At 56.7% G+C, this 25588-nt stretch carries 24 protein-coding genes; 5 read left to right on the top strand and 19 right to left on the bottom strand.

The window, feature by feature from the left end:
• Positions 1-191: 191 nt before the first annotated feature.
• A complete protein-coding gene (locus ACVWZ0_RS17230) occupies positions 192-1214 on the top strand; it encodes a tRNA/rRNA methyltransferase (RefSeq protein ID WP_253459047.1) in 1023 nt (340 codons plus the stop codon).
• Between the two features lie 85 nt (positions 1215-1299).
• Here the strand turns inward: ACVWZ0_RS17230 and emrB are convergent, their stop codons facing one another.
• The 13 genes from emrB to ACVWZ0_RS17165 all read right to left on the bottom strand — a co-directional run bounded on the left by emrB (position 1300) and on the right by ACVWZ0_RS17165 (position 15263).
• Positions 1300-2835 carry a multidrug efflux MFS transporter permease subunit EmrB gene (gene emrB, locus ACVWZ0_RS17225; protein WP_253459050.1) on the bottom strand — a complete coding sequence of 512 codons (1536 nt, stop codon included), beginning with the start codon at positions 2833-2835 and terminating at the stop codon, positions 1300-1302.
• A gap of 17 nt (positions 2836-2852) precedes the next feature.
• Positions 2853-4013, bottom strand: a complete 1161-nt coding sequence (gene emrA, locus ACVWZ0_RS17220; protein WP_253459053.1) for a multidrug efflux MFS transporter periplasmic adaptor subunit EmrA — start codon at positions 4011-4013, stop codon at positions 2853-2855.
• A gap of 149 nt (positions 4014-4162) precedes the next feature.
• Positions 4163-4693 (bottom strand): transcriptional repressor MprA, encoded by a 531-nt coding sequence (gene mprA, locus ACVWZ0_RS17215; protein WP_253459056.1) that lies wholly within the window; start codon positions 4691-4693, stop codon positions 4163-4165.
• A 476-nt stretch (positions 4694-5169) separates the two neighbouring features.
• On the bottom strand, positions 5170-6354 hold the full coding sequence (locus tag ACVWZ0_RS17210) for an MFS transporter (RefSeq protein WP_253459059.1): 1185 nt from the start codon (positions 6352-6354) through the stop codon (positions 5170-5172).
• Between the two features lie 523 nt (positions 6355-6877).
• Positions 6878-7870, bottom strand: coding sequence for a glycine betaine/L-proline ABC transporter substrate-binding protein ProX (proX, locus tag ACVWZ0_RS17205; protein ID WP_253459063.1), 993 nt, complete (start codon positions 7868-7870; stop codon positions 6878-6880).
• Positions 7871-7933: 63 nt separating this feature from the next.
• Positions 7934-9028, bottom strand: a complete 1095-nt coding sequence (gene proW, locus ACVWZ0_RS17200; RefSeq protein ID WP_253459066.1) for a glycine betaine/L-proline ABC transporter permease ProW — start codon at positions 9026-9028, stop codon at positions 7934-7936.
• Positions 9025-10221 carry a glycine betaine/L-proline ABC transporter ATP-binding protein ProV gene (gene proV, locus ACVWZ0_RS17195; protein ID WP_253459069.1) on the bottom strand — a complete coding sequence of 399 codons (1197 nt, stop codon included), beginning with the start codon at positions 10219-10221 and terminating at the stop codon, positions 9025-9027. The genes proW and proV overlap by 4 nt, the downstream gene beginning before the upstream one ends.
• Before the next feature lie 378 nt (positions 10222-10599).
• Positions 10600-11559 (bottom strand): class 1b ribonucleoside-diphosphate reductase subunit beta, encoded by a 960-nt coding sequence (nrdF, locus tag ACVWZ0_RS17190; protein ID WP_253461242.1) that lies wholly within the window; start codon positions 11557-11559, stop codon positions 10600-10602.
• Between the two features lie 39 nt (positions 11560-11598).
• On the bottom strand, positions 11599-13743 hold the full coding sequence (nrdE, locus tag ACVWZ0_RS17185) for a class 1b ribonucleoside-diphosphate reductase subunit alpha (RefSeq protein ID WP_253459071.1): 2145 nt from the start codon (positions 13741-13743) through the stop codon (positions 11599-11601).
• Positions 13716-14117 (bottom strand): class Ib ribonucleoside-diphosphate reductase assembly flavoprotein NrdI, encoded by a 402-nt coding sequence (gene nrdI, locus ACVWZ0_RS17180; RefSeq protein ID WP_125289390.1) that lies wholly within the window; start codon positions 14115-14117, stop codon positions 13716-13718. The genes nrdE and nrdI overlap by 28 nt, the downstream gene beginning before the upstream one ends.
• A 4-nt stretch (positions 14118-14121) precedes the next feature.
• Positions 14122-14361 carry a glutaredoxin-like protein NrdH gene (nrdH, locus tag ACVWZ0_RS17175; RefSeq protein ID WP_125289391.1) on the bottom strand — a complete coding sequence of 80 codons (240 nt, stop codon included), beginning with the start codon at positions 14359-14361 and terminating at the stop codon, positions 14122-14124.
• 224 nt (positions 14362-14585) lie between these two features.
• Positions 14586-14846: a hypothetical protein gene (locus tag ACVWZ0_RS17170; protein ID WP_253459074.1), complete on the bottom strand. Its 261-nt coding sequence runs from the start codon at positions 14844-14846 to the stop codon at positions 14586-14588.
• A 90-nt stretch (positions 14847-14936) separates the two neighbouring features.
• The gene (locus tag ACVWZ0_RS17165) at positions 14937-15263 is read right to left on the bottom strand and encodes a DUF883 family protein (protein WP_125289392.1); all 327 of its coding nucleotides are present in this window, start codon (positions 15261-15263) and stop codon (positions 14937-14939) included.
• A gap of 162 nt (positions 15264-15425) precedes the next feature.
• On the opposite strand from ACVWZ0_RS17165, the gene ACVWZ0_RS17160 reads away from it, so the two are divergent.
• From ACVWZ0_RS17160 to ACVWZ0_RS17145, 4 genes are all read left to right on the top strand, one after another.
• Positions 15426-15761 carry a DUF2002 family protein gene (locus ACVWZ0_RS17160; protein ID WP_125289393.1) on the top strand — a complete coding sequence of 112 codons (336 nt, stop codon included), beginning with the start codon at positions 15426-15428 and terminating at the stop codon, positions 15759-15761.
• Between the two features lie 113 nt (positions 15762-15874).
• Entirely contained in the window at positions 15875-17293 is a 1419-nt protein-coding gene (gene mmuP, locus ACVWZ0_RS17155) for an S-methylmethionine permease (RefSeq protein WP_253459077.1), read from the top strand.
• Positions 17280-18206: a homocysteine S-methyltransferase gene (gene mmuM / locus ACVWZ0_RS17150; protein ID WP_253459080.1), complete on the top strand. Its 927-nt coding sequence runs from the start codon at positions 17280-17282 to the stop codon at positions 18204-18206. Before mmuP ends, mmuM begins: the two co-directional genes overlap by 14 nt.
• A gap of 93 nt (positions 18207-18299) precedes the next feature.
• Positions 18300-18719, top strand: coding sequence for a hypothetical protein (locus ACVWZ0_RS17145; protein WP_125289397.1), 420 nt, complete (start codon positions 18300-18302; stop codon positions 18717-18719).
• Positions 18720-18765: 46 nt separating this feature from the next.
• Here ACVWZ0_RS17145 and speG read toward each other — a convergent pair whose 3' ends face one another.
• From speG to eptA, 6 genes are all read right to left on the bottom strand, one after another.
• Positions 18766-19332, bottom strand: a complete 567-nt coding sequence (gene speG, locus ACVWZ0_RS17140; RefSeq protein ID WP_253459083.1) for a spermidine N1-acetyltransferase — start codon at positions 19330-19332, stop codon at positions 18766-18768.
• A gap of 121 nt (positions 19333-19453) precedes the next feature.
• The gene (locus tag ACVWZ0_RS17135) at positions 19454-20320 is read right to left on the bottom strand and encodes a nucleoside-specific channel-forming protein Tsx (RefSeq protein WP_253459086.1); all 867 of its coding nucleotides are present in this window, start codon (positions 20318-20320) and stop codon (positions 19454-19456) included.
• A gap of 624 nt (positions 20321-20944) precedes the next feature.
• The gene (locus ACVWZ0_RS17130) at positions 20945-21829 is read right to left on the bottom strand and encodes a dihydrodipicolinate synthase family protein (protein ID WP_253459090.1); all 885 of its coding nucleotides are present in this window, start codon (positions 21827-21829) and stop codon (positions 20945-20947) included.
• Positions 21830-22134: 305 nt separating this feature from the next.
• Positions 22135-23205, bottom strand: coding sequence for a two-component system sensor histidine kinase PmrB (gene pmrB / locus ACVWZ0_RS17125; RefSeq protein WP_253459093.1), 1071 nt, complete (start codon positions 23203-23205; stop codon positions 22135-22137).
• Positions 23198-23869 (bottom strand): two-component system response regulator PmrA, encoded by a 672-nt coding sequence (gene pmrA, locus ACVWZ0_RS17120; RefSeq protein ID WP_253459096.1) that lies wholly within the window; start codon positions 23867-23869, stop codon positions 23198-23200. Before pmrA ends, pmrB begins: the two co-directional genes overlap by 8 nt.
• The gene (gene eptA / locus ACVWZ0_RS17115) at positions 23866-25506 is read right to left on the bottom strand and encodes a phosphoethanolamine transferase EptA (protein WP_253459099.1); all 1641 of its coding nucleotides are present in this window, start codon (positions 25504-25506) and stop codon (positions 23866-23868) included. The genes pmrA and eptA overlap by 4 nt, the downstream gene beginning before the upstream one ends.
• Positions 25507-25588 lie beyond the last annotated feature (82 nt).

Raw genomic sequence — 25588 nt, 5'->3', positions numbered from 1 at the left:
TAATTATGGTTCGGCTTTGCGTCAGCAACAAAGAGATTTGTTCGATGGGTACAATAGGTCGTGACTCACGCGATTTATGCTGTCTTAAAGGTCAGCACGGCACGGAAACGAGCCTTTAGCGGGAAGTTAATAGCTAAGCGGTGCCACATCAGGTAATCTGCGCGCTTCGCGCTCAGCCAGGTGGAGGGAAAATGAACGACGAATTTAAAGGTAAAAGCGGTAAAGTCAAAGTGATGTATGTCCGCGGCGATGATGAGAGCAGCAGCCGGACGGGAAATCCCCGTACCGGTAAAGGCGCGCCTCGTCCGGACGGCGACCGCCGTTCTTCACGTAATACAGAAAAGCCGCGTGGCGGGCGCGATCGCGACGTAGCAGGCGGTTCGCCATGGCGTACGGTTTCACGCGCGCCGTCAGCGGTAGATGACAAGCCCGATTACGGCGGCATCGGCGGCAAAAGCGGTATCGACCCGGAGCAGATCCGTCGTCAGCGTAATGAAGAAACGCGCGTCTATGGCGAAAACGCCTGTCAGGCGCTGTTCCAGAGCCGTCCCGACTGCATCGTGCGCGCCTGGTTCGTCCAGAGCGTGACGCCGCGTTTTCGCGATGCGCTGAAATGGATGGCCGCCAACCGTAAAGCCTACCATGTGGTAGACGATGCGGAGCTGGCGAAGGCGTCCGGCACCGAACATCACGGCGGCGTCTGCTTCCTGATCAAAAAGCGTCCCGGCATTCAGGTTCGCGAGTGGCTGGCTAAGGCACCAGAGAAAGATTGCGTGCTGGCGCTGGAAGATATCGGCAACCCGCATAACCTGGGCGGTATCATGCGCAGCTGCGCGCACTTCGGTGTGAAAGGGCTGCTGGTGCAGGATGCTTCGCTACTGGAATCCGGCGCGGCGGTACGCACGGCGGAAGGCGGCGCGGAACACGTGCAGGCTATCAGCGGTGAAAGCTTTGCTGAAGGTCTGGATGCGTTTCGCCGTGCCGGTTACGCCATCGTAACCACGTCCAGCCATCAGGGCGAGCCGCTGGCGCAGGCTGCGCTGCCCGCTAAGATGGTGCTGGTATTGGGTCAGGAGAGCGACGGCCTGTCCGACACCACGCTGGAGCAGGGCGACCTGAGCGTTTCTATCGGCGGCACCGGCAACGTGGAAAGCCTTAACGTTTCCGTAGCGACCGGCATTCTGCTGGCGGAATGGTGGCGTCAGAACGCCTGAGGCGAAGCGGGCCGTTAAGGTTCATGAAAGCTGACGGTTAAGCCATTAAAAACGGGCCATTGCGGCCCGTTTTTTTTATATCGACTCAGTGCGCGCCGCCGCCGCCGCTGCCGGAGCCAAACGGCGGCCGGGCAAACCAGACCAGCACCAGCAGAAACAGAAAGACGCCAGCGGAAGCCCAGAAAATCTCGTTGGCGGAGATAATCAGCCCCTGATTAGTGATCTGCTGCGCAATCCAGCCCGAAGCCTGATCGTGCGACATCCCCAGCTGATTCAGCTTGCCGTACATCTCCTGCGAATTGAAGTTGTAAGCGTTCACTGACTCCGTAAGCTGGCTGTGGTGCATCGCCTCGCGGTCGGTCCACATTGTGGTAGTGATCGAGGTGCCGATCGACCCGGCCAGCGTGCGCGTAAAGTTCGACAGGCTGGACGCGGCCGCCAGCCGCTCCGGCGGCAGCCCGGACAGCGTGATGGTGGTCAGCGGCATAAAGAAGCAGGCCACGGCAAAGCCCTGAATAAACTGCGGCCAGGCCGATGCGCCGAAATCCATGCCGGGTTCAAACGTATAGGCTCGCCAGTAAAAGCAAACCGCATACATAATGAAGCTGAAGGTGACCAGCTTGCGCATATCCAGCCGATGGGCGAACCGGCCGATAATAGGCGACAGGATCACCGGCAGGATGCCGACCGGCGCGGAAGCCAGCCCGGCCCAGGTGGCCGTGTAGCCGTAGACCTCCTGCAGCAGCTGCGGCAACAGCACTATCGACCCGAAATAGAGCATATAGGCCAGGCTGATACAGAGGCAGCCGATGGTGAAATTCCGCGACTTAAACAGCGACAGATCGATGATCGGATGGTCGTCCGTCAGCTCCCAGACCAGCAGCACCGCCAGCGCTATCACCGCGACAATGGTTAGCGTGATAATCTCCGGCGAGCTGAACCAGTCCAGTTCCTTGCCACGGTCGAGCATCATTTGCAGCGAGCCAATCCCGACGATCAGCAGCACCAGCCCGACCGTATCAATAGGCCGGATTGCCGTTGCCGTTTCCCGATTGCGCAACGTTTGCAGCGTCAGGATCACCACTACCACGCCGATAGGCACGTTGATAAAGAAGATCCAGCCCCAGTGATAGTTATCGCTGATCCAGCCGCCCAGGATCGGCCCGCAAATAGGCGCGACAATCACCGTCATCGCCCAGAGCGACAGGGCGATGCTGCGCTTCGCGGGCGGATAGTTGCTGAGCAGCAGGCTCTGCGACAGCGGGATCAATGGCCCGGCCACCACGCCCTGCAGGACGCGGAAGAAAATCAACATGCCCAGGCTATTGGACATGCCGCATAGCCAGGAGGCGACGGCGAAAGCGGCGGTCGCCCAGACAAAGAGCTTTACTTCACCCACGCGCTTCGCCAGCCAGCCGGTAATGGGAATAGAAATCGCGTTGGCGACGCCGAACGAGGTCACCACCCAAGTGCCCTGCGAGTTAGAGGCGCCCAGATTACCGGCGATAGTCGGAATAGCGACGTTGGCGATAGTGGAATCCAGCACCTGCATAAACGTCGCCAGCGACAGCGCGATGGTCATCAGAACCAGCTGGGCGCCTTCAAGCGGTTTTTGTGCCATAACAGCCTCCCGCGCGCTCAGCCCGCATTTGCGTGAATGATATCGGCAATCAGCTGGTTGACCGGAGCCAGATCCAACGCCAGCGCGTCGCTTTCATAAGCGGGTTTCTGGCGCACGCTGGTGGCAAGTACGCTGCCGTCTTTATTGCTGGTGTCGATTTTAACCAGCGTCGACAGACCGATGCGCAGCGGATGACGCGCGACCTCGTCAGGGTTTAGCTCGATACGCACCGGCAAACGCTGCACCACTTTGATCCAGTTGCCCGTTGCGTTCTGCGCGGGCAGCAGCGAGAACGCGCTGCCGGTGCCCATATCCAGCCCTACGACTTTGCCGTGATAAACCACGTCGTCGCCGTAAATATCGCTGACAACCGTGGCAGGCTGACCGATACGCACATCGGCCAGCTGCGTTTCTTTATAGTTGGCGTCTACCCAGAGATTTTTCTCCGGCACCACGGCCAGCAGCGGCGTAGTGGTTGAGATCTGCGAGCCAACCTGCACGCTGCGCCGGGAGATGAAACCGTCAATCGGGCTGACAATCTCGGTACGCTGCAAAGCCAGCCACGCGTCACGCAGTTCGGCCGCGCTCTGTTTCACCGCCGGCTGATTCTCCAGAGAGGTATTCAGGATTGCCGCCTGGTTGGCGTTATACTGCTCGATCGCCACCTCAAGCTGAGCCTGAGCCGTAGCGACGGCATCGCGCGCGTGCTGTAAATCTTCGCGTCCGATCAGGTTAGCGGCGCCCAGCGGTTCGCGACGTTTCAGATCGGCCTGCGCCTGCGCCAGCGCGGTTTTTTGCAGCTCAATCGTCGCCTGATACTGCTTGCCGTTGATAATCAGCTGGTGGGTCTGACGCACGCTGGTCGCCAGCGCGGTCTGCGCCTTCTCGAAAGCCTGTTCCGCGTCGGTTTTATCCAGCGTTACCAGCACGTCGCCTTTATGAACGTGGTCGGTATCGTCAAACCAGACCTTGTTGACGCTGCCCGATACCTGCGCCATGACCTGCACCTGATTGCCCGCCACGTAGGCGTCATCGGTTTCCTGGAAATGGCGCAGCACGATAAACCACCAGGCCAGCCATGCCAGCCCGGCGATAACGAATATCAACGCCAGCACGATTAGCGCGCCTTTGCGCTTCTTCTTTTTATTGTTGGGTTGCTGCTGTGCTTCTGCACTCATAAGGTTCTCCACGTTCATCCTGGCAGGCTCCGGAGGCCGGTTCCGGATCCGAAAATGCCAGCGCAAAAGCGCTGGCATCAGTTGGGTTGCGGCTAAAATAGCGATAAGCGGCGGCGGTTGTGTCGCACAATATGCTATTGCGGGAAAGCTTAGCGAGAAAGGGCGGCGATCGTCTCGTCTTCGTCCATTTTATCCAGACGCGTCAGTAGTTTACGCGTTATGCCTTCCAGCTGGCCTTTTTCTGCCGGACTGAGCGCGGACCAGAGCAGCTGCAGACACTGATGCTGCGGCGGCAGCAGCTGGCGCAGAAAATCATGGCCTTTCTCGGTTAAATGCAGATGCAGACAGCGGCGATCGTTATCGCTTTCACGGCGTTCGATCCAGCCGCGCTTTTCCAGCTCATCGGCGATACGGGTGGCGTTAGTACGGGACGAGCCCAGCGCGGAGCTGAGTTCTGAAGGCTGAATACTGTGGTTTTCCTGCGCGTCGAGCGTGATCAGCGCCATAAACAGCGTCTCGTTAATCCCCTGTGCCTTGAGCATTTTGTTGCGGTTTTCCAGCAGCTTGCTCTGCATATGCATGCAGAGGCGCGTCAGCATAATTTCCTGTAAAGGGAAATCTTTCTGACGGTTAGCGCGGAAATTCAGCATCTGTTCAATGGGGGCAAACGAACTTTCCATCTGGGGGAACCTCATAAGTTGCAACTGGTATTGTAACGACGGCGATATAATGTCGTGTCTGTCGGCTGGCATGGCCAGCCAACGCCATCTCTAATGTCCAGGTCACTCCATAACCCAGGGCGTTATGCAGCGCCGGAACGGGGCGCTGCTACAGGTTCTACCTGTCATGCCCGAACCCGGAGGTCGGGCGAAAACGGCAAACCGGCGGGAGTGGGCTGCCAAAAAACGTCAAACCCAATCGCCTGCCAGCAGGCCGGGGTAATCAGCGCGGGGCCGGTTACCCATTATTGCTACGCTATAGCCGAAAAAAATTCCGCATAGCGCCTGCGTAACAAGGGATGCTGTACCGTTAAGAATTTAATAGTTTCAATCGAAAAAGTAACTAACCTGAATAAGTGTCAGGCTAACCATACCAGACTGTGTAAACGCTTAACAGGGCGGCGGCGCTGAAAGTGTTGCAATACGTTATCAACGGGTTAATCCGTTGTCAGCTCGTAACGGGAGCCTCGCCACCAGCTCAACAGGTTAAGCACGGTGATGAAAGCACCCACCGCGCAGACGCCGTGCCAGCCAGCGTACTGATAGGCGGCGGCCGAGAGCAGCGAACCGGCGGCGCCGCCGATGAAATAGCTGGTCATATAACCGGCGGTAAGACGGTTGCGCGCCTCCGGCATAGCGCGGTAGATCACGCTCTGATTGGTAATATGTACGCCCTGTACGGCCAAATCGAGCAGGATAATGCCAATAACCAGCGCAGTCAGCGAGTGACCGCCCATCGCGGTGATCGCCCATGAGGCCAGCAGGATCAGCAGGCCGACGGTGGTGGTCAGGCGAGCCTTACCTTTATCTGCCAGCGAACCCGCCTGACGTGCCGCCAGCGCGCCTGCAGCGCCCACCAGCCCAAGCAGGCCGATTTCGCCTTCCGAGAAACCGTAAGGCGGCGAAGCCAGCAGGAAAGCCATTGAGGTCCACAGCATACTGAAGTTGGCGAACGCCAGGCAGCCGATAACCGCGCGGGTTCTTAAGATCGGCGTAGTAAAATAGAGCGTGAAGATTGAGCGCAGCAGCTGCGGATAGTTAAGCGCTACCGACTGCTTATAACGCGGCAGATAGCGCCATAACGCCAGCGCCATCAGTACCATCAGCGCGCTGGCAACCCAGTAAACGGTGCGCCAGCCGCCCAGCTGTGCCAGACCGCCTGCAATGGTGCGCGCCAGCAGAATGCCCAGCAGCAGTCCGCTCATTACGGTGCCGACGACCTTACCCCGTTTCTCCGGCGCGGCCAGCGTGGCCGCCAGCGGCACCAGGATCTGCGCCACCACCGAAAACAGCCCGGTCAGCGCCGTGCCCAGCAGCATAAAGACAATATTGGTGGAAAGCGCGGTGATCACCATGCCGCCCGCTGCCAGCAGGCTCATCACCACAATCAGCGCCCGGCGCTCCAGCATATCGCCCAGCGGTACCAGCAGCAGTAAGCCGACGGCGTAGCCAAGCTGTGCGGTGGTGACGATAAACCCCGCTTCGTTAACGGAAAGAGAAAAAGCGCGCGCGATGGTTTCCAGTAGCGGCTGCACATAATAGTTGCTGGCAACGGAAAGGCCGGTGGCGATCGACATCAGGGCAACAAGGGCAGAGCTAAGACCGTGCTGAGGGGATTTCATGGTGATAATCAGAAATTTAAAAAGAAGAATAGCTTGATAGTAACCTGAAAAACTATTTTATTTATAGAATTATTTACAATTGGCGCGGATTGCCGCCGAAAGCGGAAAGGGAACTTTTACCGCAACGCTGTAGCCAGGGAAACGAGAGAAGAGGGCGCGTGTCCCGCGCCGGAAACGACGCGGGGCACGGCAAACCGATTATCTTCTTTCACATAGCTATATCGTGGCAAACGGGCCGCGTTCTTTCACGTAGCTATATCGTGGCTAACCGGCCACATTCTTCTACATAGCTATATTGTGGCAGACGGGCCGCATGCTTCCACAGGGCTATGGCCGCGTTCTTTCACATAGCTATATCGTGGCAGACGGGCCGCATGCTTCCACATGGCTATGGCCGCGTTCTTTCACATAGCTATATCGTGGCAGACGGGCCGCATACTTCCACATGGCTATGGCCGCGTGCTTCCACATAGCTATATGATGGCTAGCCGGCCGTGCGCTTTCCCTTGTATCAAGCGGGTTTTTATTTAGCGGCGGCGAGCGCGTCGTGGATCCAGCCGTCAAACTGCGCCTGATGCGCTTTGATCCAGCCGTTGACGTGCGCATTGATATCCGCTTCGCTGGACTGACCCTGCTGCATACGCGCGTTCTGCGCATTGATATCCGCCAGCGGCAGTTTCATTTCGGCAAACAGTTTAGCCGCCGCCGGATTTTTCTCAGCCCAGGCCTTATTCGCCACGATATGCATACTGTTCACCGGGAAGCCGTAATTAGCGCCGTTCGGCAATTTAGTATCCAGAGCCTTTTGCTCACCAGGCATGGCGGAAAACGGCACCTGTAGCCAGACGACATCCCGACCGGGTACCAGCTTGTCGCTGACCCAGTAAGGCGTCCAGGTGTAGTAAAGGATCGGCTTGCCTTCTTTAAAGCGGGAAATCGTATCGGCAATCATTGCCGAATAGTTGCCCTGATTGTGTTCAACCGTATTGCTCAGGCCGTAGGCTTTGATCTGATGGTTGATAACCGCTTCGCAGCCCCAGCCTGGCGTACAGCCGGTCAGATCCGCTTTGCCGTCGTTGTTGCTGTCGAAAAGCTTCGCCAGCTCAGGATCTTTCAGCTGGTCGATTCGGGTAATATGATATTTTTCGGCGGTTTTCTTATCGATCAGATAGCCCTGCGCCGCGCCCTGCACATAGGTGCCCTGACGATAGAACTTCGCGTCGCCGCCTGCCGCTTTATACATATCGTCATGCAGCGGCTGCCAGTTGACGGCGGTAAAGGTGGCGTCGCCGGCGGCCAGCGAGGTATAGCCGACGTTGTAATCCACCTCGCTTGGCTCATCGACGGTATAGCCCAGCTTTTCCAGCGCGCGGCTGACCAGCAGCGTCTGAAAGGTTTCTTCCGAAATGGTGCTTTGAATAGGTTTAACGGTAATGCCTTTACCAGGCAAATCGGCGGCAAAAGCCGGAAGGGCCAGCGTGGAGAATGCGGCGGCTAACAGTGCTGTCTTACGCATAGAAGATCCTTGTTATTCAAAAGGCGGAGGCTGGCGACGACGTAACGCCGCCAGCAGGCAGGATTAGTGGATAAATGGACGGGTGATCAGGCCTAACGGGCCGCTGGCATACCAGCGACGGGCACCGCGGCTGCGGCTGTCGCGGCCAACGGACTGCGTCAGGCGGTCAAGGATGATGGCGAGGATAACAATGCCTACGCCGCCGACGGTGGCCAGCCCCATATCAAGACGGCCGATGCCGCGCAGCACCATCTGACCCAGGCCGCCAACGGCGATCATCGAGGCGATCACCACCATCGACAGCGCCAGCATCAGCGTCTGGTTAACGCCCGCCATAATGGTCGGCATCGCCAGCGGCAGCTGCACCTTAAATAGCATCTGGCGCGGGCTGGCACCAAAGGATTCGGCGGCTTCGGTTAAATCAGCCGGAACCTGTTTAATGCCCAGAATGGTCAGGCGCACAATCGGCGGCAGGGCGAAGATAATGGTCACCACCACGCCGGGCACGTTGCCAATGCCAAACAGCATCACGATCGGCACCAGATAGACGAACGCGGGCGTCGTCTGCATGGCATCCAGCAGGGGCCGGATAAATTTGGCGGCCTTATCGCTGCGCGCCAGCCAGATCCCCAGCGGCAGGCCAATCACCATGCAGAACAGCAGGGCAGTCAGCACCAGCGCCAGCGTCACCATCGCCTGCGACCAGGCGCCGATAGCGCCAATAATAACCAGCGAAATCAGCGTGGCGACGCCCATGCCGAAGCTGGATATCTGCCATGCGATCAGCGCAAACAGCACGATAGCGACGGGCGACGGCATCCCCAGCAGGAAGTGCTGAAAAGCGCTGAGGATATAATCAACCGGCACGCGGATGCCCTGGAACAGCGGACGGAAATGGCTGACGATCCAGTCGATCCCGCTGGTTACCCAGCTATCAAGCGGGATCAACGTTTTGTGAAAAGGATCGAACAGACTGAAATGCTCCGGCGCCGGGGCTGGCGTGCTGCTTAACCAGTCGCTGCTGCTGGCCGCCGCATCGTGACCGCCCGGCGTTCCCCAGGCATCTGCGCTGCTGGTTGAAGCGGCGTCAGCGGCTGGCGTGACGTCAGAAGGGGCGGCGGATGCGCTCTGCCACGGGTCGGTTACTGGTGTGCTCATGGCTGGCTCCCTTCACGATCTAATGCCTGTAACAACATGCCTTTGGAAATGATGCCGATATAGTGATTATCTTCGCCAACGATGGGCACCGCGCAGGGGGCCTGTGCGACATGCGACAGCAGATCGTTAAGCGACGTATCGCCGGGCATGGCGACAGGCGCGGGCAAAATAGCCTGATCCAGTCCGTTGCCTGCGGCCAGCGCAGCTTTCAGCGAATCGGTAGAGACCACGCCGACAAACTTTTGCTTTTCCAGCACGTAGCCATATTCGCGGTCTTCATCCTGCAACAGCTTGATGGCCGAACGCGGGCCAAAGCCCGGCGCTTTACGCATCAGCGCGCTGGCGCTGCGGCGGGCGATATCTTTGGCGCTGAAGACGTGGCTGATATCCACGCCGCGAAAGAAAGTGCGCACGTAGTCGTTGGCGGGATTATTCAGAATTTCATCCGGCGTGCCGACCTGAATCACTTCACCGCCTTGCATAATCGCAATACGGTCGCCAATGCGCATGGCCTCATCCAGATCGTGAGAAATAAAGACAATGGTGCGCTGGTGGCGGGATTGCAGTTTTACCAGCTCATCCTGCATCTCAGTACGGATTAAAGGATCGAGCGCGGAGAAGGCTTCATCCATCAATAATATATCCGGATTGATGGCCAGCGCGCGCGCTAATCCAACACGCTGACGCATTCCGCCGGATAATTCGTCCGGCCAGGCGTGGGCATAATTATCCAGCCCAACCTGACGCAGCGCCTCCAGCGCTTTTTCCTGCCGTTGCTGGAGCGGGACGCCAGCTAATTCCATGCCGAAAGCCGCATTATTTAAGACGGTAAGATGGGGCATCAGCGCAAATGACTGGAACACCATGCTGATTTTATTTCGGCGCACCTGACGTAATTCGCTGTCGGATATTTTCGCTATATCGACACCGTCAATAATGACCTGACCACGGGTGGGTTCTATCAGACGATTGAGAAGGCGAACCATGGTGGACTTGCCGGAGCCGGAAAGGCCCATGATCACAAATATCTCGCCTTCTTCAATGGCCAGACTGGCATTCTTTACGCCAAGCGAGAGGCCGGTTTTTTCCAGCAGTGCTTCTTTACCCATGCCTTTATCGATATACTTAAAAGCGCGATCGGGATTTTCCCCAAAAACCTTATAAAGATTTTTAACTTCAAGTTTAATAGCCATGTAATTATTTTATTCCTGAAAAATAGTTAATTTTCTTATATTTCAATCGGTCCTGGTAAAATATGAACGGTCTATACCCTAACACACTCTCAGGCTGAGGCAACCCTTTGCGCGGCCTGGCGGAATTGATCCTGAGACGTGCATCTCCGGTAATGCCAGTAAGGGTAAGGGATGACGAGGAATTTCAGACAGGGAAAATAGTGCGATATTTATTATAAAAAGACGTCCTGGAAGAGGTAATTTAGCGGGGATTTTTCGCTTGTAGACGGAATAAAGTAACGTAAAAAAGGAGAATATCTTTCAGTAAATTTTTATTGAATGTCCGATCAATAAAAATAATGCCAGCGGACGGCCAGCCAAAAAGCCGCCCGCATTTATTCAAAAATTCCAGTCCTCATCTTCGGTATCCACGGCTTTTCCCATCACATAGGAAGAGCCGGAGCCGGAGAAGAAATCGTGGTTCTCGTCGGCATTGGGAGAAAGCGCGGCCAAAATAGCGGGATCGACATTGGTTAGCTCTGGCGGGAACAGCGCCTCGTAACCTAAGTTCATCAGCGCCTTGTTAGCGTTATAGTGCAAAAACTTATTCACCTCTTCGCACCAGTCCGGGCCTTCATACAGATCCGCCGTATAGGCCAGCTCGTTTTCATACAGCGCCAGCATCAGTTCCATGGCGAACTGATGCAGCTCTTTGCGTCTGGCCTTGCTCTCTTTTTGCAGCGCCTTCTGGTATTTGTAGCCGATATAGTAGCCGTGTACCGCCTCGTCTTTGATAATCAGGCGGATCAGATCGGCGGTATTGGTCAGTTTGCCGCGGCTTGACCAGTACATCGGCAAATAAAAGCCGGAATAGAACAGAAAGGATTCCAGAAAAACGCTGGCGATTTTCTTTTTTAACGGATCGCTGTAATAATAGTGTTCCAGCACGATGTCGGCTTTTCGCTGCAAAAAGATATTATTTTCGCTCCATTCATAGGCCGCATCGACATCGCTGGTGTGGCACAGCGTGGAGAAGATAGAGCTGTAGGATCGCGCATGTACCGCTTCCATAAAGCTGATATTCGATATCACCGCTTCTTCATGCGGCGTCAGCGCATCCACCATCAGCGCCGGGGCGCCAACGGTGTTCTGAATGGTGTCCAGCAGCGTCAGTCCGGTATAGACGCGGATGGTGAGCTGCTGCTCCTGTGGGGTTAACCCGTTCCAGGCCGGAATATCGTTAGAAAGCGGAATTTTTTCCGGCAGCCAGAAGTTCGAGGTCAAACGGTTCCAGACTTCCAGATCTTTTTCGTCCTCGATCTGGTTCCAGTTAATAGCGTGCACGCGTTGTAGTTTCATCATATTTTTAGCGAATGCCTTCGCTCCCTTATGGTCAGGTTAGAGCGAGCAGGAAACACAGCCTTCGACTTCAGTGCCGAGCAGGGCCATCTGACGCAGGCGAATGTAATACAGGGTTTTGATGCCTTTCTTCCAGGCGTAAATCTGCGCCTTATTGATATCGCGCGTGGTGGCGGTATCGCGGAAGAAAAGCGTCAATGACAGCCCCTGATCGACATGGCGCGTCGCTTCGGCATAGGTATCGATAATCGCTTCCGGCCCGATATCGTAGGCGTCACGGTAAAACGCCTGGTTATCGTTGGTCATAAACGGCGCGGGATAGTAGACGCGGCCCGTTTTCCCTTCCTTACGGATCTCAATACGCGAGACGATAGGGTGAATACTCGACGTGGCGTGATTGATATAGGAGATCGAGCCGGTCGGCGGGATCGCCTGCAAATTTTGATTATAGATGCCGTAGTGCGTAACCATATCGCGCAGCTGCCGCCAGTCCTCTTGCGAAGGCAGCGTAATACCCGCTTTGGCAAACAGCGCGGCGGCTTCCGGCGTGCGCGGCTGCCAGGGCTGATTAACATACTGGTCAAAGTATTCGCCGCTGGCGTAGCGAGAGGCCGCAAAACCTGCAAACCGCTCGCCGCGTTCCCGGGCAATCAGGTTAGAAGTGCGCAGCGCGTGATAGGTGACGGCATAGAAGTAAAGATTGGTAAAGTCCAGCGCCGCCGGTGAACCGTAGTGGATGCCCTCACGCGCTAAATAGCCGTGCAGATTCATCTGGCCCAGGCCGATAGCGTGCGACTGCGCGTTGCCGTTTTCGATGGAAGGCACGGAGCGGATATGGCTCTGGTCGGAAACGGCCGTCAGGCCGCGTACCGCGATCTCCACCGTGCGGGCAAAGTCAGGCGAATCCATGGTATGCGCAATATTCAGCGACCCGAGGTTGCAGGAGATATCCTTGCCGATATGACGATAGCTTAAATCCTCATGGTATTCGGTCGGCGTATTTACCTGCAGGATCTCCGAGCAAAGGTTGCTCATATTAATCCTTCCCTTGATCGGGTTGGCGCGGTTAACCGTATCCTCAAACATAATATAGGGATAGCCGGACTCGAACTGGATTTCCGCCAGCGTCTGGAAGAACTCGCGTGGATTAATAAAGGTGCGGCGGATACGCTCGTCGGCCAGCATCTCCTCATATTTCTCGCTGATGCTGATATCGGCAAAGGGCAGGCCGTAAATACGCTCGACGTCGTAAGGCGAAAAGAGCGCCATCGGCTGATTGGCCTTCGCCAGCTGGAAGGTCACGTCCGGTATCACCACGCCCAGCGACAGCGTTTTGATACGGATTTTCTCGTCGGCATTTTCCCGTTTGGTATCCAGAAAGCGCAGGATATCGGGATGATGCGCGTGCAAATATACCGCGCCCGCGCCCTGACGCGCGCCCAGCTGATTGGCGTAGGAGAAAGCATCCTCCAGCATCTTCATCACCGGGATCACGCCGGAAGACTGGTTTTCAATACGCTTGATCGGTGCACCGGCCTCGCGCAGGTTAGAAAGCAGAAACGCCACGCCGCCGCCGCGTTTGGACAGCTGGAGCGCGGAGTTCACCGAACGGCCGATCGACTCCATATTGTCTTCAATACGCAGCAGAAAACAGGAAACCAGCTCGCCGCGCTGCTGCTTGCCGCAGTTCAGAAATGTTGGCGTGGCAGGCTGAAAACGGCCGGACAGCATCTCTTCCACCAGCGCCGTCGCCAGCGCCTGGTCACCTTTGGCCAGCGTCAGCGCCACCATGCAGACGCGCTCGGTAAAGCCTTCAAGATAGCGTTTGCCGTCGAAGGTTTTCAGCGTATAGCTGGTGTAAAACTTCCACGCGCCAAGGAAAGTCTGGAAGCGGAAGCGATGCTGGTAAGCCTGCTCAAACAGCGCATTGATAAAATCAAAAGAATAAGCGTTCAGCACCTCGGCTTCGTAATAGCCTTCCGCCACCAGGTATTGTAAGCGCTCACTAACAGAGTTGAACGTTACCGTATTTGGCAGCACGTGCTGTAAGAAATAGCGGCGCGTCGCCTCACGATCTTTCTCAAACTGAATATGGCCGTCTGCATCGTAAAGGTTGAGCATTGCGTTCAGGGAATGGTAGTCGGCCGTGGCTGGCGCTATGGGTGTGCTTTCTGTTGTTGCCAAAATTGGGTTACTCCCCTGGATACGTTGGCGATGTCTTCTTCAGTGCCCAGCAGCTCGAAACGGTAGAGGCACGGGACGCGGCATTTCTGCGCAATAATGCTGCCCGCCAGGCAGTAAGCTTCGCCAAAATTGCGGTTGCCGGCGGCGATTACGCCGCGAATGCCCTGGCGGTTATCGACATCGTTAAGAAACTGAATGACCTGCTTCGGCACGGCACCTTTGGCGGTGCCGCCGCCGTAGCTGGGCACCACCAGGATATAGGGCTCAGCCACGCGCAGCGGCTGGCCGCCGATCGGGATACGGCGACAGGGCAGGCCGGTACGCAGCACAAAGCGGTGCGTGTTTTCCGACTGGCTGGAAAAATAGACCAGCATGGCGTCAGCCCTGCGCGACGGCACGGCCCAGCGCGGCGATCTTATCGGGGCGGAAGCCGCTCCAGTGTTCGCCTTCCGCCATCACCACGGGAACCTGGCGATAGCCCAACGCTTTCAGCGTCTCCAGCTCGGTGGGATCCCGATCGAGGTTGATCAGCTGATACGCAATGCCCTGCTTATCCATCGCGCTTTTCGTCGCGCCGCACTGGACACAGTTATCTTTAGTGTAAATAATAATGCGCATGATTCGTATTTCCCTTTGTAGGCGGATTTCCGGCACGGATAAGGCTGACAGACTGCTGAACAAGCTTCCGGGCAGAAACGCCGCATAACCATATATTGTGTGTTGGTTGCTGTATTAAATACTAGATGTGGTGTTTATCGATTGCAACCTTATAGCTTGTGCGCTTATCAGCACTAAGCGGGGCAAAGCCTTGCCGCACCTGGATTTAGCGCGACAAAAAAATTTCAGGCTTTTTGCATGGCAGAACTGAAAGGGGATTCGGCAAACGGCGTGGCTAAAAAACAAGCGGTACGGCGCAATAAATTCATGACGAAGGCCGGATGCTGATGGCCAGCAGAGGCGGGGCGAGAAATATCCAGTAAGAGGTTATTGGGAAGGCTGTCATAAAACAGCAGGTATTGGATATAGCTGCTAAAGCAGGGCGGTAAACCACATAAACAAGATGTCGTGTAACTGTGGCAGCAGAACTTGCCGGCCGCAGCCACTTCTGCACTCTTATCCGGCAGAATTCGCCGTCCCGCAGAAATAACAATCCCCGCATAAGCGGGGACTGATCAGAGCATACAGGCGTAAAATTAATCGCGGGAAGTGCTGGTCGCAATCAGCGCGCCAAGGAAAACGCCGATCGCCGCGCCGATGCCGACGCCGTGCCACGGGTTATCCCGCACAAAGGTATCCACATGCTCGCCTGCGTCTTTAGCGACCTGAGACACGCGGTTGCCGCCGCCGTTAAGCTTAGCGCGGGTTTCTTTCAGCAGCGCCTGCGCTTTGCTGCGCGCATCGTCAACTTCTTCTTTCGATTTGCTGCCGTAGGATTTCAGCAGGCCATCAAGGGTATCAGCCAGCAGAGTGACGTCCTGGTTGATATCAATATCTTCGTTCTTTGTCGTCCGGTTAAACATTTAGCGCTCTCCTGGAAATGATACGGACTATTTACTATAGACTATCAGAGAGATATTTCGTGCGTCGGGCTGCCGCGCACCCTGTTTCTGGACAATTCCGAAAGCCCTGCGCCCTGGCGCTAAGGTAAGGTGACGGAGTTGGCAAGTATTAGAGGATTAAGCATGTATCTACGCCCTGATGAGGTCGCTCGCGTACTGGAAAAAGCGGGATTTGAAATGGACGCGGTCACCGCAAAAGCTTACGGCTATCGCCGAGGCGACAGCTATGTGTACGTAAATCGCGAAGCGCGTCTGGGACGCACCGCGCTGGTTATCCATCCCACGCTGAAGGAAAAAAGCCACAGCTTTGCGGAACCCGCGAACGAAATCAAAACCTGTGAGCACTACGTGCAGTTTCCCATGTACCTGGTCGGCGACAGCCGGGATCACTACGGTATTCCGCACGGCTTCAGCTCGCGCGCCGCGCTGGAACGCTATCTCGAATCCGTATTCGACTGATCGCCTGACGGGCTGAAAGCGCTGCTTTACGTTTCCTGACGTTGCATTACCGGCACAGACCAGGTATAACACCTGGCCTATGTAGAAGTTTAGACGTCTATACGGATAACAGGATGCAGCAGACTCAGCAGGACAATACGCAACAATTTAAACGCAGCATGAAGGCGCGCCATCTGGTAATGCTTTCGCTTGGCGGCGTGATCGGCACCGGCCTGTTTTTTAATACCGGCTATATTATTTCCACTACCGGTGCGGCGGGTACGCTGCTGGCCTATCTGATTGGCGCGCTGGTGGTCTATCTGGTGATGCTCAGCCTGGGCGAGCTTTCCGTCGCGATGCCCGAAACCGGCGCGTTTCACGTTTATGCCGCGCGCTACCTCAGCCCGGCGACCGGCTATACCGTGGCGTGGCTTTACTGGCTGACCTGGACCGTGGCGCTGGGATCGAGCCTGACGGCCGCCGGTTTCTGTATGCAGTACTGGTTCCCCCAGTCGCCGGTCTGGCTCTGGTGCCTGCTGTTCTGCGCGCTTATCTTCCTGCTTAACGTTATCTCTTCCCGCTTCTTCGCCGAAGGGGAGTTCTGGTTTTCGCTGATCAAGGTCATCACCATTCTGGCATTTATCGTGCTCGGCGCAGGCGCGATGTTCGGCTTTATTCCGTTAAAAGACGGCAGCAGCGCGCCGTTCTTCCACAACCTGACCGCGCACGGCTGGCTGCCGCACGGCGTGCTGCCAATTTTGATGACGATGGTGGCGGTAAACTTCGCGTTCTCCGGGACCGAGTTGATTGGCATTGCCGCTGGCGAGACGGAAAATCCGCACAAGGTGCTGCCGCTGGCGATACGCACCACGGTAGCGCGACTGATTATTTTCTTTATCGGCACCGTGCTGATCCTGGCCGCGCTGATCCCGATGGATCAGGCCGGCATTGTGAAAAGCCCGTTTGTGCTGGTGTTTGAGAAAATTGGTATCCCTTACGCGGCCGATATCTTTAACTTCGTTATCCTGACCGCGATTCTGTCAGCCGCTAATTCCGGCCTGTACGCCTCTGGCCGGATGCTCTGGTCGCTCTCCAATCAGAACACGCTGCCGCGCTGCTTTGCCCGCCTGACCCGTCGCGGCATTCCGCTGACCGCGATTTCCGTCAGTATGCTGGGCGGCCTGCTGGCGCTGTTCTCCAGCGTAATCGCGCCGGATACGGTGTTCGTCGCGCTTTCCGCTATCTCTGGCTTTGCCGTGGTGGCCGTGTGGCTGAGCATCTGCGCCGCGCACTTTTTCTTCCGCCGGGCGCATCTGCGCGCGGGTAAACCGCTTGCCGAACTGAAATATCGCGCGCCGTGGTATCCGCTAACGCCGATTTTAGGTTTTGTGCTCTGCCTGCTGGCCTGCGTCGGGCTGGCTTTCGATCCCGAGCAGCGCATCGCGCTCTACTGCGGGCTGCCTTTTATCGCCGTCTGTTACGGCGCTTACTACCTTACTCAGCTGCTGCAAAAACGCGAGCAGGCAAAGGAGACTCCACATGTTGTCGATTGATGCCGTAAAACAGCAGGTAGCCGCCGGACTGGTGCTTGATGGCGCGATGGCTACCGAGCTGGAAGCGCGCGGCTGCGACCTGAGCGACGCGCTCTGGTCTGCGAAAGTGCTGATTGAAAATCCTGAACTGATTTATCAGGTGCATTACGACTACTTTAAAGCGGGCGCGCAGGTGGCGATCACCGCCAGCTATCAGGCGACGCCGCAGGGTTTTGCGCAGCGCGGGCTGGATGAAACGGCTGCGCTGGCGCTGATTGCCCGAAGCGTGGCGCTGGCCGTGAAGGCCCGCGAGGACTATCTGGCCGCCGCGCCGCAGGCCGGGCCGCTGCTGGTTGCCGGCTCCGTAGGGCCTTACGGCGCGTTTCTGGCCGACGGTTCCGAGTATCGCGGCGACTATGCGCTGCCGCAGGCGGAGATGATGGCTTTCCACCGGCCGCGCGTGCGGGCGCTGGTGGCGGCGGGGGCGGATATTCTGGCCTGCGAAACGCTGCCTTCCTTCGCGGAGATCAAGGCGCTGATCGCGCTACTGGCAGAGTTTCCCGCCACGCCGGCCTGGTTTTCATTTACGCTGCGCGACAGCGAACATCTCAGCGACGGCACGCCGTTAGCTGAAGTCATCGCCTTTTTGGATGCGCAGCCGCAGGCGGTGGCGCTGGGGATCAACTGTATCGCGCTGGATAAGGTCACGGCCGCGCTGAAAGTTTTCTCCGCGCTGAGCGCGAAGCCGCTGGTGGTCTATCCCAATTCCGGCGAGCAGTACGATGCCGTTAGTAAAAGCTGGCACAGCGACGCCTCGACCTGCACGCTGGCGGATAACCTTGCCGAATGGCAGGCCGCCGGCGCCAGGCTGATTGGCGGCTGCTGCCGCACCACGCCCGCCGATATTAAAGCTATCGCCCAACGCTGCCGATAATACCTTCAGAGCTTTGCACCATAACGCCCGCAGCCGCCGGGCGTTATTCGCTGCGCCCAACTATTCTCACTATTTAACCTGGCAGGAAAGCTTATGAAACGTATTTTACCGGTGCTGTTTGCAGCGTGGCTGCTTGGCGGATGCGCCACTATCGTGGGCGACAAAACCCAGGATGTGAGCATTCAGAGCTGGCCACAAGGGGCAAAATTTGTGGTGCAGGATGAAACCGGCCGGGCGGTGGCGGAAGGCTACACGCCAAAGACCGTGACGCTGGCAAAATCGGACGGCAGCTACTTCGGCAAAAAGAAATTTCTGCTGATGCTGGAGCAGCCGGGCTTCGTGCCGCAAACCATTCCGCTAAACGAGAAGGCCAACCTCTGGTATCTGCTGGGTAATATCCCGCTTGGCGGCTTCCCCGGCTGGCTGCTGGTCGATCCATTTAACGGCGGCATGTACCACATCGAAGAACCGCCAGCCCGGATCATTATGAATCCTGTCGGTGCGCGCGGCTGACGGAAAACGTGGTGGCCCGCGCTGCTGGCGGGCCGGATAGCCGGAGCTACTGCGCGGTGGGCTTAACCATCGTATGCGGCGGGCGGTGCTTAGCCAGATACTGATGCTGGAAGATGCACATGCGGATGGTATTGCGGTACTCGCCGTTGATAAAAAACTCGTGGATCAGCTCGCCTTCAATTTCAAATCCCAGCTTGGTGTAGATATGGATAGCCTTTTTATTCTCTTTATCGACGATTAAATAAAGCTTGTAGAGATTGAGAACGGAGAAACCGTACTCCATGGCCAGCAGCGCGGCCTTGCTGGCAAGACCTTTGCCCTGATGGCCGGGCGCGATAATAATCTGAAACTCCGCGCGACGGTGAATATGGTTGATTTCGACCAGCTCCACCAGGCCCACTTTATCTTCCGCATACTCCACCACGAAACGCCGTTCGCTCTGATCGTGAATGTGCTTGTCATAGAGATCGGACAGCTCGACAAACGCCTCATAAGGTTCTTCAAACCAGTAGCGCATCACGCTGGCGTTGTTATCCAGCTGGTGGACAAAATGCAGATCTTCGCGTTCCAGCGGACGTAATTTTACCGATTGCTCGGCCGATAAAGCAGGCATACATCATCCTTTGTTACTGAGGCACCAGGGCAAGCAGTATAGGGCGTGCAGCGGGCGGGAAAAAGCGGGAAAACAGCACCGCCAGCGCGCAAAGGGCTGGCGGTTGAGGAAGCGTTGCGGATCAGAAGTTGTAGCCAGCCACCAGATAGTAGCCCCAGCCGGTGGATTTCACTTCAAAATTACCCGTGCCGAAGTTCAGCTCCTGGCCATCTGCCCACTGGCCGCCGTTGTGGAAGTAACGCGCCACCACAGAGTAGTGCCAGTGATCGTAAACCAGCGACAGCACGTGGCTGGAAGCGATGGAGTTGCTGGTGCGTGAAGCATCGCTCTTGTCGCGCAGATCGGAACCCCAGTCAAAGTTGGTAAAGCCGATATAGCTCAGGTTACCGCCCCACAGCGAAGTCAGCGGCACAAAGTATTTCACCTTAAAGCGATAGCCGTCCCAGCTGTTTTCGTTAGCGGCACCGTAGTTCTCCCACTGGTATTTAGCGTACACGTTCAGCGACAGGTTGACCGGCGTGTGGGTATCGATATCGGTGCCCAGGCCCATGTACCAGGTGTTCTGACGGTTGTCGCTGTTACGGCCCATATCGTAGATATAGTTGTTGGCGAAATACCACTCTTTCACCGGCCCGATGCTCAGATCGGTATTGGTCAGTTTGTCGATGGAGAAGCGCGGTTCGATCTCCATAAACATCGGCGAGCCGTGGTCGAAAATGCCGTTGGCGTTGGAGTTACCGGCACCGAAGAAGTTGGTCAGATCCAGGTAGCCGTAAAAATCAAACCAGTCTTTTTTGGCGAAGGCTTCATATTCCAGATAAACGTCGTTGTTAAACTGCGGCCCGAACCGGGTGTGATAGCTGCCTACCACGTTAACGCTCTGGTGCCACCAGTCGGAAACGTACTGCGGCTGCTCGGGGGCAGCAAAAGAAGCGGTGCTGTATGAAAGCGCCATCACTGCGCCAGCCATCAGAGATTTATATTTCATTATATTACCACATGCTTATCGACCATTTTCTGCAGCCCGCGCGATGGTCTTATCTGTCGTTATCCGGAACGGAACAGGAAGGCGGTTTCAGTGCCGAAAGCGCCCGTATAAATGCCGGAAAAGTGTGCCGTCATCCGCGCTTAAGGAAATAGATATCGCTCACAGTTGTCAAACTCTGTTTCATTTCACTTTAATTAAAGTGTGATGTAGATCACGCAAAGGACGGAACTTAAGCGGGCTGTTGCTTGTCTGCGCCGAAAAAGCCTGTTTGTCGCCAGGTAAACGTTTGCCTGTTGAAGTAAGGGGGAATGCTGAGAAAAAGAAAGCGGTGCGGGGTAAATGTTATGAGGTTTTGTTATAAGATAATCTTATATAAAGGGCAGGTTTTTGCGCATTTTTTAGCCATGTAAAGAGAGCGAAGTTGCCAGGCGGCAGGTAACGGCCGCCCCTGTTTCACGCCATCCTGGCTGGCAGTACGGCGGCGGATAATTACCGCCGCTTTGGTTTGGCAGTCCGGCAGCGGCAGATAATTACCGCCGCTTTGGCCTTTCAATCCAACAGCAGCAGATGATTGCTACTACTGTGGCCTTTTACTCCAGCGGGGCAGATAGCTGCTGGAGCCTTTCACTCCAGCAGGGGCAGAACAGCCTCCAGCCGCCCGGCATCCTCACGATCAATTGACGCCAGCGGCTGCGGCAGATTAACCGCTTCCGTCAGGCCCAGCCTGGCGGCCAGCGCGGCGACAACCCGCAAACTGCCATATTTTGCAAACAGCGCCCAGAGCGGGGCCAGCCGATCGGAAAGGTTTTGCGCCTCCAGCTGCTGACCCGCGGCGCTCAGCCGGATAATCCGCTGGCAAACCTGCGGAAACAGGCCGCCCAGCACGGAAAACCACAGCTCGCCGCCCGCATTCAGGCCTCGCGCGGCCAGCGCGTCGCCGCTGACGCCAATGGCTATTTTGTCCGGCAATAGCTGGCGCAGACGGTCTATCCGCGCTTTTGCCTGGGCGGCATCGTCCGGCACGCCGGGAATTTTAATAGCGGCGAGCCTGGAAAGCCCGGCGAGTCGACCATATAGCTCATCGCTGAAGGTAAATTGCGTGGTGCCGGGATTGTCATACAGGCACAGCGGCACGGAAATAGCGTCGTTAACGCTTTGATACAGCTGAAACACCTCTTCTACCCGCAGCTTCTGGTAGGAAACTGGTGCCAGCAGCAGCGCTTTGGCACCGGCCTGCTGCGCGTCTTCGGCCAGTTCCAGCACCTGACGCGTCCGCAGCGCGCCAATGCCCACCATCACCGGCACCTTTCCCGCTTCCTCGACGGCCAGCGAAACCACACGCTTTCTCTCCTCACGCGTCAGATAAGCGTAGTTGCCCGTCGAACCCAACACGCCAAGCGACGTCACTCCGGCTGCCGCCAGTCGCTGGATCAAACCGCGAAAAGCGCGCTCATCAATTTCTGTTTCATTCATTGGCGTTAAAGGGAACGCGCTGAGACCGGTAAACATAGAGGTTTCCTTAATAGCGTGACGGATAAACACGCAGCGTAGCACCAGAAGGATTTCGGTATAAGAGGGCAAACCGCAACGGGCATTTCCCGCGGGTTCCGCCAGCTCGAAAGCAACATTTTTCCGCCGTTTAGCGCGCCCTTAATGTTGCCTTAATATTCCTGCGGGAAACTCTTCTCACCAACCTGAGGAGAACACTATGAAACAGCCGCACAGCCGTCCGCTAAGTGAATATACCGCCGTGATTTTCAGCGGCCTTGTGATCCTGGCTTTTCTGCGGGTTTGGTTCGCCGCCTGAGCTGCCGTCAGGAAAATTTTACCGAGGCGCGACAACCGCCGGTTTGCGGCCGATTTTCGAGGAAAAACTGCGCCTTATGCAGCTGGGCAATGCGGCTGACGATGCTCAGGCCCAGCCCGATGCCGCCGTAACGGCTGTCCATCCGTACAAAAGCGCGGCTCAGCTCGCCGCTTTTGCTTTCGTCAATGCCCGGCCCGCAATCCTCCACCGCCAGCACCGCGCCGGAAACGTTTTCAATGCGAACGGTCACGACGGTGCCTTTTGGGCTGTAGCGATGGGCATTCTCAAGCAGGTTCCTCAGCAGGACGCTCAGCAGCGTGGCGTCGCCGCGCACCGTGACATCCTGCGTTGCCGCCACTTCCAGCGTTTGTCCACGCTGTTGCAGCATCGCCTGCATTTCCAGGCTCATCGGCGCGATCACATCCCGCATCAGCGAAACCTGCTGATAGTTGCCGGCGGTAAAGGATTGCCCGACGCGCGCCAGTTGGAGCAGCTGAGAGACGCTGTTGGTCATCTGATCCAGACGCTCGAGCAAAGGGCGCACGTTAACGGCGTGCTTTTTCTCTATCAGCTCCAGATGCAGCCGTAGTCCGGCCAGCGGCGTGCGCAGCTCGTGGGCGACATCGGCGGTAAACAGGCGTTCGCGCTCCAGACTGGTGGTCAGACGCGTAATCAGCTGATTAACAGCCTGGGTAACGGCATCCACTTCCCGCACCGAACGGGCACAGCTGATGGGATCGAGATCGTCCTCGCTGCGGTTTTCCAGCTGCTTTTGCAGTTCAGACAGCGGCCGCGTGATCCATTTCACCACCTGGAAACAGAGCAGCAGGGCGAGCGTAATCATAATCAGGCTCGGCACGGCCAGGCTGGCGACGGCCTCATGGATCTCTTTTTCCACGTGCTTGTGCTGGTCATGATTATGCAGCGCCGCGTCCACCAGCAGCTGGATCTGCTCTTTGCTTTCGTGCCACAGCCACGCCACGCTAATCACCTGGCAGAACAGCAAAATCAGGCCAACCGCCATCAGCAGGCGAAAGCGCATTGTGTTGCCTTGACGTTGAAAGAAAAATTTACTCATCCGTATCGGCCTTGATCAGGGCATAGCCAAAGCCGCGCACGGTGCGGATCGCCGACCGGCCGATTTTTTCGCGCAGGTTGTGGATATGCACCTCCAGCGTGTTGGTGGACGGCTCGGTTTCCCAGTTGTAGATATCGTTGTAGAGGATTTCGCGATGCACCGGCTGCCCGGCCTTAAGCATCAGCCGCGACAGAATAGCGTACTCTTTCGGCGTCAGCTCCAGCAGCCTGTCGGCAAGATGGATCTGGCGATGCGTCATATCCAGCGCCAGCTGGCCGAAAGTCAGCCTGCTGTCACCCTGGTTAACATCGCGGCGGATCAGCGCCCGGATGCGCGCCAGCAGCTCTTCCAGCGCAAAAGGCTTGATCAGATAATCGTCCGCGCCCGCGTCCAGCCCGGTGATGCGGTCGCCGACCGTATCGCGCGCGGTGAGGATCAGCACAGGATACTTTTTCTTCTGGCGACGCAGACGTAGCAAAAGGCGCAGGCCGTCCTCGTCCGGCAATCCCAAATCGAGGATCAGCAGGCTATAGAGGCCGCTGGCAAGCGCGGCCTGTGCGTCGTGGCTGGTGCTTACGCCGTCGCAAACGTAGCCTTCGCCTTCCAGCGCCATAAGCAAACCCTGTAGCAGCAGGGCATCGTCTTCCACCACCAGAATTTTCACCGATTTGTGCTCCGACAGGCCGTCAGGATATCGTCGCCAGGCACATACTCACGCGTCACCGTGCCGGTCAGCCCCAGCACCGTAGAGAACAGATTATCCTGCGACCACGTATTCTTCGTCAGTTTGTTCATACAGTCCATAGCCACCGCGTGGCGCTGCTGATAGTCGGGCGACAGCCAAATCAGCATCGGCACATGCTTCTGCTCTTCCGGCGCTATCGCGTAGGGCATACCATGCAGATAGACCCCGTTTTCGCCCAACGATTCCCCGTGATCGGAAAGATAGACCAGGCTGGTGGTAAAACGATCCTGATGTGATTTTAATACGTTAATGGCTTTATCGACGATGTAATCCACATAGAGCAGGGTATTGTCGTAGGTGTTGACCAGTTGCTCCCTGGAACAGTCCTGGATCTGGTTGGTGTCGCAGGTCGGCACAAAACGGCGGAACTGCGCCGGATAGCGATGATAATAGGTTGGGCCGTGGCTGCCGATAGTATGCAGCACGATAATGCCGTTGCCCTTCAGCTGGTTGATATAGTCATCCAGGCCGTGAAACAGCACGTCATCGTAGCATTCGCCGTCGATGCACTCGCCAGGCAGATCCAGGCGCGTCATATCCTGATGCGGCACCCTGTCACAGGCGCCTTTACAGCCGCCGTCGTTCTCATTCCACAGCACGCTCAGGCCCGCGCGCTGCACGATATCCAGCAGGCCTTCCCGATGGCTGGCAAGCACATCATCATAGTACGCGCGCGGCATCCCGGAAAACATGCAGGGCACCGACACTGCCGTAGAGGTGCCGCAGGATATGGTCTGCGGGAAATAGATAACGTTATCTTTCGCCAGCAGGGGGTTGGTCTGGTGCGGATAGCCGGAAAGCGAAAAATCCGCCGCGCGCGAGGTTTCGCCCAGCACAATAATGGTCAGGCTTTTTTTCGTGCTGTTGAGCATTTGCGGGCTTTGATGCGCATCTTCTCCCAGCCTGACCAGCGGCAGGTGCGTTAGCTGGTTGTGCTTATACCAGGAAAGCGTTGCGGCAATACTGTTGGAAGGGCTAAGCGACTTCACCAGCTCTTTATGATTGCGAAACAGCGAGGCGTAATCTTTATAGAAGAGCAGGGCTATCAGTAGGATCAACATGGCAGAGGCGGCCAGGCTGATAGCGCGCGGCACCACGCTGCTCAACAGGCCCGACGGCGTTTTGAAGCGTATCCAGAACGCCAGCACGACGGCCAGCACGCCGGAAAGCAGCAGGCTGATAACAAACTGCGGCGTCATCAGGGCAAAGGATTCCGACGCGGTGGTATCCAGCATATTGACGATCATCGAGCGGTCGAGAACGATATTGTAGTTCCAGATAAAATACTGTGCCGCAGCGGAAACCAGGATAAACAGGGCGATAAGCAGCCTGTCCAGCCACAGAAACGAAGCCAGCGTCAGCACGATATTAATGACGCTGAACGCTACAAGCGGCATAGAAAGGAAAACCAGCGTACAGCGCAACGTGGTAAGCGGCATGGCCGCCAGCACCTGATGGTAGAAGGCAAGATTCAGAAACAAAGCAATGTAGGCGGAAAAGAGGATCAGGAAAAGGTGTCGACTCAGCGACACTCTTTTTAGCTGCATCAGTGACATACCAGCAATCCGGAGCAAGAAAAGAGAGGCTCAGCCTGCCAGTGAAAGGTTAGGAAAACCTTAAGGCCCTTAAGAAATCGCG

The sequence above is a fragment of the Erwinia sp. TECH1 genome (assembly GCF_054057575.1).
The sequence above is the reverse complement of the archived record's forward strand: the minus strand, read 5'-3'. Positions and strand labels throughout refer to the sequence as shown.

Bases quoted from the DNA above. Each gene is read 5' to 3' on its own strand.
- mprA (WP_253459056.1), bottom strand. From the start codon at position 4,693: ATGGAAAGTTCGTTTGCCCCCATTGAACAGATGCTGAATTTCCGCGCT.
- ACVWZ0_RS17145 (WP_125289397.1), top strand. From the start codon at position 18,300: ATGAAACGTATTTTACCGGTGCTGTTTGCAGCGTGGCTGCTTGGCGGA.
- ACVWZ0_RS17160 (WP_125289393.1), top strand. From the start codon at position 15,426: ATGTATCTACGCCCTGATGAGGTCGCTCGCGTACTGGAAAAAGCGGGA.
- proX (WP_253459063.1), bottom strand. From the start codon at position 7,870: ATGCGTAAGACAGCACTGTTAGCCGCCGCATTCTCCACGCTGGCCCTT.
- eptA (WP_253459099.1), bottom strand. From the start codon at position 25,506: ATGTCACTGATGCAGCTAAAAAGAGTGTCGCTGAGTCGACACCTTTTC.
- emrA (WP_253459053.1), bottom strand. From the start codon at position 4,013: ATGAGTGCAGAAGCACAGCAGCAACCCAACAATAAAAAGAAGAAGCGC.
- nrdH (WP_125289391.1), bottom strand. From the start codon at position 14,361: ATGCGCATTATTATTTACACTAAAGATAACTGTGTCCAGTGCGGCGCG.
- emrB (WP_253459050.1), bottom strand. From the start codon at position 2,835: ATGGCACAAAAACCGCTTGAAGGCGCCCAGCTGGTTCTGATGACCATC.
- mmuM (WP_253459080.1), top strand. From the start codon at position 17,280: ATGTTGTCGATTGATGCCGTAAAACAGCAGGTAGCCGCCGGACTGGTG.
- pmrB (WP_253459093.1), bottom strand. From the start codon at position 23,205: ATGAGTAAATTTTTCTTTCAACGTCAAGGCAACACAATGCGCTTTCGC.
- ACVWZ0_RS17210 (WP_253459059.1), bottom strand. From the start codon at position 6,354: ATGAAATCCCCTCAGCACGGTCTTAGCTCTGCCCTTGTTGCCCTGATG.
- nrdI (WP_125289390.1), bottom strand. From the start codon at position 14,117: ATGCTGGTCTATTTTTCCAGCCAGTCGGAAAACACGCACCGCTTTGTG.
- mmuP (WP_253459077.1), top strand. From the start codon at position 15,875: ATGCAGCAGACTCAGCAGGACAATACGCAACAATTTAAACGCAGCATG.
- nrdF (WP_253461242.1), bottom strand. From the start codon at position 11,559: ATGAAACTACAACGCGTGCACGCTATTAACTGGAACCAGATCGAGGAC.
- proV (WP_253459069.1), bottom strand. From the start codon at position 10,221: ATGGCTATTAAACTTGAAGTTAAAAATCTTTATAAGGTTTTTGGGGAA.
- ACVWZ0_RS17130 (WP_253459090.1), bottom strand. From the start codon at position 21,829: ATGTTTACCGGTCTCAGCGCGTTCCCTTTAACGCCAATGAATGAAACA.
- ACVWZ0_RS17165 (WP_125289392.1), bottom strand. From the start codon at position 15,263: ATGTTTAACCGGACGACAAAGAACGAAGATATTGATATCAACCAGGAC.
- proW (WP_253459066.1), bottom strand. From the start codon at position 9,028: ATGAGCACACCAGTAACCGACCCGTGGCAGAGCGCATCCGCCGCCCCT.
- speG (WP_253459083.1), bottom strand. From the start codon at position 19,332: ATGCCTGCTTTATCGGCCGAGCAATCGGTAAAATTACGTCCGCTGGAA.
- ACVWZ0_RS17230 (WP_253459047.1), top strand. From the start codon at position 192: ATGAACGACGAATTTAAAGGTAAAAGCGGTAAAGTCAAAGTGATGTAT.
- ACVWZ0_RS17135 (WP_253459086.1), bottom strand. From the start codon at position 20,320: ATGAAATATAAATCTCTGATGGCTGGCGCAGTGATGGCGCTTTCATAC.